At 61.7% G+C, this 11788-nt stretch carries 12 protein-coding genes; 7 read left to right on the forward strand and 5 right to left on the reverse strand.

What is annotated here, in order from left to right:
* Positions 1 to 79: 79 nt before the first annotated feature.
* Together LVY71_RS20020 and LVY71_RS20025 are read right to left on the reverse strand one after the other, a co-directional pair.
* A complete protein-coding gene (locus LVY71_RS20020; protein ID WP_235101658.1) occupies positions 80 to 715 on the reverse strand; it encodes a class I SAM-dependent methyltransferase in 636 nt (211 codons plus the stop codon).
* Positions 716 to 1050: 335 nt separating this feature from the next.
* Complete coding sequence (locus tag LVY71_RS20025) at positions 1051 to 1926, reverse strand: SDR family oxidoreductase (RefSeq protein WP_235101659.1); 876 nt, start codon at positions 1924 to 1926, stop codon at positions 1051 to 1053.
* 238 nt (positions 1927 to 2164) lie between these two features.
* Here LVY71_RS20025 and LVY71_RS20030 point away from each other — a divergent pair, with 238 nt between their 5' ends.
* From LVY71_RS20030 to LVY71_RS20045, 4 genes are all read left to right on the forward strand, one after another.
* The gene (locus LVY71_RS20030; protein ID WP_235101661.1) at positions 2165 to 2437 is read left to right on the forward strand and encodes a DUF7662 domain-containing protein; all 273 of its coding nucleotides are present in this window, start codon (positions 2165 to 2167) and stop codon (positions 2435 to 2437) included.
* Positions 2438 to 2577: 140 nt separating this feature from the next.
* Positions 2578 to 3774, forward strand: a complete 1197-nt coding sequence (locus LVY71_RS20035) for an ABC transporter substrate-binding protein (RefSeq protein ID WP_235101662.1) — start codon at positions 2578 to 2580, stop codon at positions 3772 to 3774.
* A gap of 144 nt (positions 3775 to 3918) precedes the next feature.
* Positions 3919 to 4275, forward strand: a complete 357-nt coding sequence (locus LVY71_RS20040; protein ID WP_235101663.1) for a DUF1496 domain-containing protein — start codon at positions 3919 to 3921, stop codon at positions 4273 to 4275.
* Between the two features lie 114 nt (positions 4276 to 4389).
* Positions 4390 to 5559 carry a mandelate racemase/muconate lactonizing enzyme family protein gene (locus tag LVY71_RS20045; protein ID WP_235101664.1) on the forward strand — a complete coding sequence of 390 codons (1170 nt, stop codon included), beginning with the start codon at positions 4390 to 4392 and terminating at the stop codon, positions 5557 to 5559.
* Positions 5560 to 5586: 27 nt separating this feature from the next.
* Here the strand turns inward: LVY71_RS20045 and LVY71_RS20050 are convergent, their stop codons facing one another.
* Complete coding sequence (locus tag LVY71_RS20050) at positions 5587 to 6810, reverse strand: polyhydroxyalkanoate depolymerase (protein ID WP_235101665.1); 1224 nt, start codon at positions 6808 to 6810, stop codon at positions 5587 to 5589.
* Between the two features lie 182 nt (positions 6811 to 6992).
* Between LVY71_RS20050 and LVY71_RS20055 the strand changes: the two genes are divergently transcribed.
* The 3 genes from LVY71_RS20055 to LVY71_RS20065 all read left to right on the forward strand — a co-directional run bounded on the left by LVY71_RS20055 (position 6993) and on the right by LVY71_RS20065 (position 10555).
* Complete coding sequence (locus LVY71_RS20055; protein WP_235101666.1) at positions 6993 to 7646, forward strand: glutathione S-transferase family protein; 654 nt, start codon at positions 6993 to 6995, stop codon at positions 7644 to 7646.
* Positions 7647 to 7934: 288 nt separating this feature from the next.
* On the forward strand, positions 7935 to 9074 hold the full coding sequence (locus LVY71_RS20060) for a hypothetical protein (RefSeq protein ID WP_235101667.1): 1140 nt from the start codon (positions 7935 to 7937) through the stop codon (positions 9072 to 9074).
* Between the two features lie 224 nt (positions 9075 to 9298).
* Positions 9299 to 10555, forward strand: a complete 1257-nt coding sequence (locus LVY71_RS20065; protein WP_235101668.1) for an MFS transporter — start codon at positions 9299 to 9301, stop codon at positions 10553 to 10555.
* 75 nt (positions 10556 to 10630) lie between these two features.
* Here the strand turns inward: LVY71_RS20065 and LVY71_RS20070 are convergent, their stop codons facing one another.
* A complete protein-coding gene (locus LVY71_RS20070) occupies positions 10631 to 11152 on the reverse strand; it encodes a VOC family protein (RefSeq protein ID WP_235101669.1) in 522 nt (173 codons plus the stop codon).
* A gap of 63 nt (positions 11153 to 11215) precedes the next feature.
* Positions 11216 to 11764 (reverse strand): carboxymuconolactone decarboxylase family protein, encoded by a 549-nt coding sequence (locus LVY71_RS20075; RefSeq protein ID WP_235101671.1) that lies wholly within the window; start codon positions 11762 to 11764, stop codon positions 11216 to 11218.
* Between the last annotated feature and the right edge of the window lie 24 nt (positions 11765 to 11788).

Genomic DNA, 11788 nt, shown 5'->3' on the forward strand with positions numbered 1-11788 from the left:
TCTCAGCTGCCGGAGATGTCCGGCTCAGATACATCATTCGCGGCAGGTCGAGGCAAGGGCTTTTGCGTTGCGGCCGCCCTCATGATGGTTCGGCGAATGATGGATCCGATGTACGGCGCGCACCGAGGGGCTGCCGCCGGGTGATGCGATAGACCGCGGCGGGCGGAAGATTGCGGACGGTTCCGCCGACGCGGGTGGCTTTCAATCCAAGCCGGTCGAGAATCGGCCGCGGCACCGGACATCGCGGCCCATAGGTGAACTGGTAGAACGCGCCCGTGGGGCGCAGATAGCTGAATGCGCCGTTGAGGATCGACATGATCTTGCGCGGCGACATCGACAGCAGCGGAAGGCCGCTCACCACCGCGCCCACGGTTGCTTCCGGAAACAATTTGTACTGCGCGAGTTGCGACGCATCCATCCACAGTACGCGCGCCTGCGGGAAGCGAAGCTGCAACACACGCATGAAGTCAGAGCCGTATTCGATCAGCGTCAGGTCTTGTTCGCGCACACCCTGCGCCAATAGCGCCCGGGTGAACACGCCCGTGCCCGCGCCAAGCTCGATCACCGGGCCGTCGGAAGGGCCGATCTCGCGGGTGATGACGCGGGCGAGCGATTCGCTCGATGGCGCGATGGCCGCGACCCGCATCGGGTCGCTGGTCCACGACCAGAAGAATCGAAATATATCGGCGCATTCATTCGTGGTTGCATTTGTCATCGCGGGCTCCGGTCATGACACAAGCTCAGCCTTTGCCCAGACGGGCGACGGTAAAATGTGCATCTGTTGCGTTTATGTATCTATTGCAAATATGCACTTGATGCAGATATATCTTTGGCGTGCCGCGCAATCAAGGCTTCGTGCGCGTCAGATTGCCGCGCGGGTATCTCCGGTGCGAAGAGGACAGATCGCCAGAAACGCGTATGTGCGCCCGCGGCGCGCTATGGCGAACCGGGTGAGGGGCAACTGTTTCAATGGGAAAAGCAGGCGCTCCTCACCCCAATCCTCCGCGCCGCGTGATCGATATCACTGGCACAGTTCGAATCGAGGAAATTCTAGCGCGGGCCTTCGTCTGCTGTGCGCAGCGCGGTCAGGCCTTCGCGATAAGTTGGATAGGCCAGCGTGACGCCAAGCTCATTGCGCAACAGATCGTTCCGCACGCGTTTGCTTTCGGCGTAGAATGAGCGTCCCATCTCGGTCAGACCGGCATCGTCGAGGCTGATTTCCGGCGGTGGTGCGACGCCGCACACAGATGCCGCGAATGCCACCACGTCCTGTGGCGGCGCGGGCTCGTTGTCGGTGACGTTGTAGATCGCGCCGGCGCGCGGCCGTTCGAGCGAGGCATCGAGCACGCGTGCGATGTCCTCCACATGGATGCGATTGAATACCTGACCGGGCTTGATGATCCGCTTCGCTGTTCCGCGCGCCAGTTGCACGAGCTGGCTCTGGCCGGGACCGTAGATTCCCGCCAGCCGGAAAACATGGACCGGGATATCGTTCGCCGCGCCGAAGGCCAGCCAGGCCTGCTCTGCGGCGGCCCGCTCGATGGAGCGCGCGTTGGTCGGCGTTGCCGGAGTCTGCTCATCGATCCATGCGCCGCCATGATCGCCATAAACGCCGATTGTGGAGAGATAGCCGATCCAGCGCAGCTTTGGCGCAGCGGCGATCTGGGGGGCGTAGGTTTTCAGAACAGGATCGCCGCAAGCTCCGGGCGGCACCGAGATCAGCAGTGCATCCGCAGCCGCAAGATCGGCTTCGATGGCGCTGTCGCCTCCGTCCGGGCCGAACACACGCGCCGCGATCCCTGCGGTGGACAGGACCTGCGCCTTGTCGCGTGACCGCACGGTCCCGCTGACATGATCGCCGCCCGCGATCCGCCGGTCGGCGAAGGTTTTGCCGCTGAAGCCGAGGCCGAAAACAAAGAGGTTCACGAAAGGCCCTGTTCAAGAGGAGCGATGCGACGTACCTAGTATGGTGGTTCGCAAGTCCGCAACATTTTCTCATCCGGTCCATTTGCGGACTTGCGAACCAAAACCACACTAGAATTATAGGTTTCTAGTGCCCTTTTGAATCCGAAGTTCGCCATGGAACGTGCCGCGAAACGAGGCGAACTTCGGATTCGGGCACTAGTGGCTCACAGAGTGACCTTCAACACAACGGAGCGCCGGATTGGGCGACTATGATCCGCTTCGCGACTATCTCGCGCGCCAGACCCTGCCTGAACTTGTCCTGAGCTTCGATCAGATCGAGGACCTGCTTGGCTTCGCGCTGCCGCGTGCGTCGCAGCGGGCGTCGTGGTGGGAGAAGGAGCGCAATCCTGAAAACGCCCGGCCGCAGCGCGACGCGATCCGCGACGGCGGCTATGAGGCGACGCGTCTGGCTGACGGCAAGGGTGTGCGGTTCCGGAAGCTGTCCGCGGACCGGTACAGGCCAAACCGCTAGAAACGCGTCGGTTCGAATATTCCTTGTGCGCCGCAAAAATTTTTGCGCGGGCCGCACATTGCCGATGCGAAAGTTCAATGCCCTGCTGCTGTGGGATGCCGCTATAAAGGCGTCTCAACAAAAATAACTGGGAGCAGTACATGACATCGAAATTTCTGGCAGCCGCTGTCGCGGCCTTCGGCCTGACGACGGCGCTGCCGGCTGCGGCGCAAGGCGTGAAGATCGGCATTCTCAACGATCAGTCCGGCGTCTATGCCGACTACGGCGGCAAGTGGTCGTTCGAGGCAGCCAAGATGGCGGTCGAGGATTTCGGCGGCACGGTGCTTGGCCAGAAAATCGAAGTGGTCTCCGCCGACCATCAGAACAAGCCAGACCTCGGCGTCAGCATTGCACGCCGCTGGTATGAGGTCGAAGGCGTCGACATGATCACCGAGCTGACCACGTCTTCGGTCGCGCTCGCGATCCACGACCTGTCCAAGCAGATGAAGAAGATCGACATCGTTGTCGGCGCGGCAACCTCACGCTTGAGCGGCGATGCCTGCCAGCCCTACGGCTTCCACTGGGCCTATGACACCCGCGCGCTGGCCTACGGCACTGGCGGCGCGCTGGTCAAGGCCGGCGGGGATTCCTGGTTCTTCATGACGGCCGATTATGCCTTCGGCCATGCGCTCGAAAAGGACACCGGCGACTTCGTCACGCAACAGGGAGGCAAGGTGCTGGGCGCGGTCCGCATTCCGCTGAACACCTCGGACTTCTCGTCGTTCCTGCTGCAGGCGCAAAGCTCAAAGGCGAAGGTCATCGGTCTCGCCAATGCCGGTCTGGACACCACCAACTCGATCAAACAGGCGGCGGAATTCGGCATCGTTGCCGGCGGCCAGAAGCTCGCCGGTCTTCTGCTGACGCTGGCGGAAGTCCACGGCCTCGGATTGCAAGCAGCGCAGGGCCTTGTGCTGACCGAAGGCTATTACTGGGATCGCGATGACAGGTCGCGCAACTTCGGTGAAAAATTCTTCAAGCGCACCGGCCGGATGCCCAACATGATTCAGGCCGGCACCTATTCGGCAACCCTGTCCTATCTCAAGGCCGTCAAGGCCGCGGGCACCAAGGACACCGAAGCGGTGGCGAAGAAGCTGAAGGAGCTTCCTGTCGATGACGATTTCGCGCAGGGCGGCAAGGTTCTCGAAAACGGCCGCATGGTGCACGATCTCTATCTGTTCGAGGTCAAGAAGCCGTCGGAATCGAAGAAGCCCTGGGACTACTACAAGCAGCTCGCAGTGGTGCCGGGTGACAAGGCGTTCCCGACCGCCAAGGAGTCGGGCTGTCCGCTGACGAAGTAAGCGACGACACAGATCCGGCCCGGCGCTGATCCGCCGGGCCGGATTTTTTGTGCGTTCTGCTGCTTTGATCTTCTGTGCAAAGCGCTGATACTATTCTCCCGTCGTTCGGCTCAGCTGCCGGCCTTGTGCGTTCAGGAGATTGAGATGATCCGTTTGCCCCTGCCGTCTCTGCTGGCGCCGCTGGTTGTCTCGCTGGCGATGACCGCATCGGCGGTTGCGCAAACGCCGACGCCTCAGACATCTGCAGTGCAGCCGAACCGGGCCGCGTCTCCCACCTGCACATACAGCAGCAAGTCCTACAGCGACGGCGCGTTCGTTTGCGTGGAGAAATCGCTGATGCTGAAATGCACGGTGGATGACGCCAAGGCGGCGTGGAGTGTCGTCGCCGACAAGGATCTCGGCGATAAATGCCGGGCACCTGCGGCGCGGGGCACCATCTATCAGCAGCGCGCGCGCTGGAACCGGCGGAACATCGCCAGGGAAATCATGCCGCCGGGCTGAAGTATCAGGACCCCCGCTAACGCGAATAAGCATGGCTCCGGCGCATGGCTGTGTAACTTCGGCAGCGATTTTCTGCTAAAGGGGCGCTTCGTTCAACGGAGAATCCCGTCCGTCATGTCCGTCCGCATCGTCGACGTCCGCGAGGTCACCAAGCCGATCTCGTCCCCGATTCGCAACGCCTATATCGACTTCACGAAGATGACGACCAGCCTCGTCGCGGTGGTCACCGACGTGGTGCGCGACGGCAAGCGCGTGGTCGGCTACGGCTTCAATTCCAACGGCCGTTACGGACAGGGCGGCCTGATCCGCGAACGCTTCGCGCCGCGGCTGCTGGAGGCCGATCCGAAGACGCTGCTGGATGCGACCGGTGACAACATCGATCCCGACAAGGCGTGGGCCGCGCTGATGTCGAATGAGAAGCCCGGCGGTCACGGCGAACGCTCTGTTGCGGTCGGTACCATCGACATGGCGATTTGGGATGCGGTGGCGAAGATCGCAGGCAAGCCGCTGTTTCGCCTGCTGGCGGAGCGCCATAACCGCACCGCCGATCCCCGCGTGTTCGTCTACGCAGCGGGCGGCTACTATTATCCCGGCAAGGATCTGTCGGCGCTGCGCGGCGAGATGCGCGGCTATCTCGACCGCGGCTACAACGTCGTGAAGATGAAGATCGGCGGCGCGACGATCGCAGAAGATCAGGAGCGCATCGAGGCCGTGCTGAAGGAGATCGGTACTCAGGCTCAGCTTGCGGTGGACGCCAACGGACGCTTCGATCTGGAAACCGGCATCGCCTACGCCAAGATGCTGCGCGACTATCCGCTGTTCTGGTACGAGGAAGTCGGCGATCCGCTTGATTTTGCGTTGCAGGCGGCGCTCGCGGAATTCTATTCCGGGCCAATGGCCACCGGCGAAAACCTGTTCAGTCATCAGGACGCGCGCAATCTTATTCGTTACGGCGGCATGCGGCCGGATCGCGACTGGCTGCAGTTCGACTGCGCACTGTCCTACGGGCTGTGCGAATATCGGCGCACGCTCGATGTTCTGAAAACTCACGGCTGGTCGCCGTCGCGCTGCATCCCGCATGGCGGGCACCAGATGTCGCTGAACATCGCGGCGGGTCTCGGCCTCGGCGGCAATGAAAGCTATCCGGACCTGTTCCAGCCCTATGGCGGATTCCCTGACGGCGTACGCGTCGAGAACGGCCATATTACCATGCCGGATCTGCCGGGTATCGGCTTCGAGGGCAAATCCGATCTCTATGCCGAGATGAAGGCGCTGGCGGAGTAACGTGTTGCACGACTCCGGCGGGGGCCGTCAGGAATTGACGTGGATGAAATCCCGCAGCAGCGGATAGATCTCGTTATTCCATTTGCGGCCGCTGAATACGCCATAGTGGCCGACGCCGGCCTGCATGTGATGCACCTTGCGATAGGCGCGCACGCCAGTGCAGAGGTCCTGCGCGGCAAGGGTCTGTCCGATCGAGCAGATGTCGTCCTTCTCGCCTTCCACCGTCATCAGGCCCATCTTTTTAATCGAGCCCGGATTCACGGTGCGGCCCTTGTAAGTCAGTTTGCCCTGCGGCAGCAGATGCTCCTGAAACACGTCGCGGATGGTGTCGATGTAGAACTCCGCCGGCAGATCCATCACCGCGAAATATTCATCGTAGAATGTCTTGATGGTGTCGGCTTTTTCCACTTCGCCTTTCGCCAGATGCTCAAGCAAATCCTTGTGCGACTTGACGTGGCGTTCGAGATTCATCGAGACGAACGCGGTCACCTGAATGAAGCCGGGATAGACCTTGCGGAACGCGCCTTTGCACTGCACCGGCACATAGTTGATCAGATTGTCCTCGAACCATTTCAGCGGCTTCGATGTAGCGAATTCGTTGACCTTGGTCGGCTGAATGCGCGTATCGATCGGCCCCGCCATCAAAGTGAGGCTTGCCGGCCGTGCGCGATGATTGTCCTCCGACATAATGGCGCAGGCAGCCAGCGCCGACACCGACGGCTGGCATACCGCGATCATGTGTGACTTCGGCCCGAGCTGATCCATGAAGGTGATGAGGTGTTCGGTGTATTCGTCCAGACCGAACTTGCCCTGGTTGACCGGAATGTCGCGCGGGTTATGCCAGTCGGTGATGTAGACGTCGTGGTCCTGCAACAGCGTCTGCACGGTGCCGCGCAACAGCGTCGCGAAGTGCCCGGACATCGGCGCGACCAGCAGGACTTTCGGCTGATCCGGCGCGCCTTCCTTCTTGAAATGCAGCAGCGAACCGAATGGCGTCGCGAACGGAACTTCCTCGACCACGGGCCATTCGCGGTTGCCGACCGCGACGGGCTTGATGTCGTAGGGGGGGCGCTTGTAGGTCAGCGAACTGCGCGACACCAATTCGAGCGCCGCAGCGACGCGGCCGAACACCTTGTCCGACCAGCCATCGGGCAGCATCTTGAGGTAGGCCAGCGCCGAGGACGCCCCACTGCGCCACGGCGCCGTGAAGTCCATGGTGTTCTGATAGGTCTGATACATCATCGGCGACATCCAGGCGGTCTCCCGTTTACCCCATGCAAACTTGAAGCCAGAGCGCCGTCAACCGGCCTTGGAAATTGGCATGTCGTTTGCTGTGTGTAAAAAGAGCAGGCGCTTAAACAACAGGCAGGCTCGGCGCGACCGCGCGGGTAGCCGGTCCGCCTCTTTGATGTGCAGGCGTAGGGAGCGGGACCATGGCCAAGGCCACTTTGACCATCAGCAGCAAGAATTACTCGTCATGGTCGCTGCGCGGCTGGCTGCTGACCAAGTTCTCGGGACTTGAGTTCGACGAAATCGTTACCGCAGCGGACGACGCCTCGGCGCGCGCGGAAATCCTGCTGCTGTCGTCGTCGATTCTGGTGCCCTGTCTGCGCCACGACGGAGCAACGGTGTGGGACACGCTGGCCATCGGCGAATACCTCAACGACTTGCTGCCGGACGCGGGTTTATTGCCTTCCGAGCGCATTCCGCGGGCCCATTGCCGCTCGATCTGCGGCGAGATTCACTCCGGCTTCACGACGCTGCGTGCGTCGCTGCCGGTCAACATCAAGGGACATTTTCCCGGCTTCAAGGTCTGGTCGCGGGCGCAGGCCGACATCGACCGGATCTGCGCGATCTGGAGCGACTGTCTGGAAAAATCCGGCGGGCCGTTCCTGTTCGGGCATCGCACGATGGCGGATGCGATGTACGCGCCGGTGGTGACGCGCTTCATGACCTATGACGTGCAACTCGGCCCGGCCTTGGCGAGCTATGCAAAGCGGATCATGAGCCTTCCCGAAATGCAGGAATGGGTCGACGCCGCGCGGCTGGAGCCGGCCGAGATCGAGGAGCTTGAGGTCGAATATTAGGCAACGGCCGCACGCAACTGCCTGATCGCTGGGCCGATTGCGGTGGTCCGTACTTGCCTGAAATCAGGCTTCGCCGGGATGCCAAGGGCGGCATGCCGGGGAGAGGATGGCAGAGCGCCGTCGGACGGCTCGCCGCATGGCCGAATCCTCCACGGTTTCAGCTACATCTTTCCCTGCGTAAAACTTCGTCACATGAAGTCCGCGTTCGATGCCTGCGCTGGCGTGGAATTCGCATGATGCGTTGCAGAAGCGATTGGGCCGATTGCCCCGCCTGGATCGGAGGATGCCATGAACGTACATGCTGCGGTCGATTCAAAATCCACGGGGCTCACGCGCCCGAATGGTGACCCCATCCGCCTGAACGCTCAGAATTTCGTGGCCATTGATCGCTACCAGGATGCGAAATACGAGGCGACTTATCGACCACAGGCGCTCTACAATCGCGCCAACAAAGGCTTCCATGCGAATAACGAAGCCTTTCTCCTCCACGAGGTTGCGACAAATCTGCCGATCTACCGCGAGGATACAGGCCCCACCGATTTTCATCTTCATCTGCCGCCGGGCGGCTTCCAACTCGTGCTGGTCACGTCCGGTATGTTCACCTTCGACTACGATGGCCGGCTCTACTACGTCGGTCCCGGCGCGGTGATGCTGCAAAGCGCGATCGTGCATCGCCAGTTGTTTTACACATGGTCAGGATTGTCGACCGAAGAGAATCTCAAGACGCCGCAGACGGTGGTGCCGGACGCGATGTCCATGGGCTACTCCGGAAAGTTTCTCGAAGCCTTCATTACCGATCCGACGACCTTCCCGAACCCGACGATTGTCGGTCCGGATCAGATCAACGAGGCTGAAACGCCGCGGATTGCCTGGACCCATCCCTTGCACGATCGCCCGGCCGATGCAGGCTTCTGGCTTCAGGATCCGCTGGCGCTGGATGCGCTCTTCAAGCCGTTGACCGATAGTCCCATCAAGTCAGCCGCGCCGGTTTATGTGCGCGATATCGGAATCGAAGTTCCGAGCGGTCATCTCGTCACCGGTCACATCATCGCAACCGACCCGCGGGGCCAGTCGCTGTTGCCGAAGAGCACCTCGGCGGCAGCAGACGCCAGCTCTTTCGCGAAAGGCGAGGTTGTTATCTACCGCGTCATTCGCGGCACCGCCGAATTCAAGGACAGCGCGGGGAAGATCTTTGAACTTGCGACCGGCGATGTGGTGACCGCGAGCAAGAACACGATCGAACTCGTCGGTGTGGGCGAAAATACCCAGGTCCTCCGGCTCGGCCTTCTGAAGGGCATGGATAACCTTCGCAAGTGGACGCCGACGCAGCGCGACGAGATTGACGGCCTCGCCGGTCAAATCATCACGCGGAAGGACGTTCGTCCTCTGCGCACCGAAGGCCAGCCGGTCGGGTACCTGTACAAGTAGTCCGCTGTCCGACCTGTGTCCCGGGGCATGATGCCGCGAGTCTCATTCTTCGCCGGGCACTTTTTCCGAACGATCCGTTCACCGCACCCCGCGCATGACGAACCGTCATACGTTGGGTGACGACGTCTCGCTTGACGCCGCAATCCGCGTCCTGACAGATGGCGTGCCTGCCTATGGAATCGGCAGGAAAGAGCGCGCAAGCGCCGTGAAGGAAACGCCGGACCATGAATGCGCCTCACGCGGAACCCGCCGCGGATGAGAAAGCCATCGACGAAACCTCGATCCGCTATGAAGGCTGGCCCGTCGTCGGGGTATGCTTTCTGATCGCGACCTGCGCGTGGGCGGGAGGTTTCTATGGTCAAGGCGTTTATCTTGCCGAACTGCAACGCCTGCACGGCTGGCCGGCGTCGCTGATCTCGACCGCAACCACCTGCTATTATCTGTTCAGCGCTGTTCTGGTCGTGTTCGTCAGCGAGGCGATCCGCGCGCTCGGCCCGCGGCGTCTTCTCATCGCCGGCATTCTCTGCATGGCGGCCGGCACCGCGCTGGTCGGGCAAGTGACGTCGTTGCTTCAGCTCTACGTCGTTTATGCGCTGCTTGCGTTCGGCTGGGCCGGAACCAGCATCGCCGCGATCAACAGCACGTTGGGACTGTGGTTCGACAGAAAGCGCGGCATGGCGATCAGCCTCGCGCTCAACGGCGCAAGTTGCGGCGGCATCATCGGCGTGCCGCTGCTGGTGGGGGCCGCCGGCAGATTCGGCTTTCCCGCGACCACCATCGGCGCCGGGGCGGTCATGATTGCGCTGGCGATTCCGGCGATCCTGATCTGGGTTGGCCGCCCACCGCGGCGCGCTCATCCGGTGGCGGCTTCAGGCCTTGCGCCGCCGCCGGTCGCGCAGTCGATCACCGAGATTCGCCGTGCGGCTTTCGCCAGCCTGTCATTCTGGACGGTGACTGTACCGTTCGCGCTGCTGCTGCTGGCGCAGGTCGGATTCATCGTTCATCTGATCTCCTATCTCGATCCGATGATCGGAAGGGATCGGGCCAGCATCGCCGTGTCGGTCATGACGATCATGGCGGTGATCGGGCGTGTGCTGTTCGGGCTTGTCGCGGACCGGCTCAATCAGCGGACTGCGTCCAGCATCTCGGCGATCAGTCAGGCCGCCGCGCTGGTCGTCATCATCAACATTCACAATGAAGCCGTGCTGTTCGCGGCATGTGTGGTCTTCGGGTTTTCCGTCGGAAATGTCATTACGCTGCCGTCGCTGATCGTGCAGCGCGAGTTCAATGCGGCAGCGTTCGCGGTAATCGTCGGTCTGGTGAGTGCGATTTGCCAGTTCACCTATGCGTTCGGTCCGGGGATCATTGGCCTGTTGCGGGATGCATCCGGAGGCTACAGCGTGCCGTTCTATGTCTGCGCCGCGCTCGAACTGCTTGCCGCCGCGATCGTGCTGGTGCGGGCGAAGGCGCCGCAAATGTAGCCCTCATTGCGGGCGAAGCGAAGCAACAAGGGCAAGCTGTATTGCGTCATCGCCAGTGCGTCTTGCAATGACGAGTTAAACCTGCCGCTCGCGCAGCAGTGCTTCGACATCAAGCCGGTGCGTGAACATCGCCAGCGTGCCGTCGGGATGGCGCGGCCATTCGACTTCAGGCCGGTCGCGATAAAGCTCGACGCCGTTCTGGTCCGGATCGCGCAGATACAGCGCTTCGCTGACGCCGTGATCGCTCGCGCCGTCGAGCGTGATACCGGCTTCCAGCACGCGATGCAGCGCGTCGGCCAGCGCCGCCCGTGTTGGATAAAGGATAGCGGTGTGAAACAGGCCGGTGGTGCCGGGAGCAGGCGGTTGGCCGCCTTTGCTTTCCCAGGTGTTGAGGCCGATGTGGTGATGATAGCCGCCCGCCGAAATGAACGCGGCCTGGTCGCCGTAGCGTTGCATCAGTTCGAAGCCGAGCACGTCCTGATAAAAGCCGAGCGCGCGGTCGAGATCGGCCACCTTCAGATGAACATGGCCGATACGGGTACCTGCGGCAATCGGTCTGAACGGCGATGACGCGGCTCTGATGGTTTCTCCGGCCATACCTGGTTTCTCCAATGATATCGGCACATTGCGGGTGTCCGTACCGATGTATGGATGCACCGTTCACGGCACAAGGTCGGAGACTTCACCTTCAGGCAGTCCCATCTCGAATGTATTGAGTGTCATCGACACCAGCGAATAGTAGCCGAGCAATCCGACCAGTTCGACGGTGCCGGTCTCGCCGAGCAGTTCGATGGCCTTGTCGTAAAGCAGCTTCGGCACGGTGTGATTTTCGTGCAGCGACTCGCTGAACTCGTAGACCACCTGTGCCTTCTCGTCGTTGAAGTCGGGTACGTGACGATGATTGATGGCGTCGATGATGTTCGGATCGAGTCCGGCGGCGAGCGCCATCTTCTTGTGCGCGTACCATTCAAACTGCGCGCTCCAGTGCCGCGCGGTGACGAGGATTGCCAGTTCCGACAACCGCGGCCCGAGCGTGGTGTCATAGCGCAGGAACGCGCCGAGCCGGCTGGCGTGCCGTGCCATGTCCGGCGCGTGAATCCAGGCGCGCAGCGGCGGCACCACGGTGCCACGCTTGCCTGCGACGGATTCCGCGTAGATGCCTTTCTGGTCGTCGCTCATTTCGCCAGGCGAAAGCTCTCTCAGGCGCATGGGTTTCCTCTGCTTTTCTCATCG

The organism is Bradyrhizobium sp. G127 (assembly GCF_021502575.1).
Taxonomy (GTDB): domain Bacteria; phylum Pseudomonadota; class Alphaproteobacteria; order Rhizobiales; family Xanthobacteraceae; genus Afipia.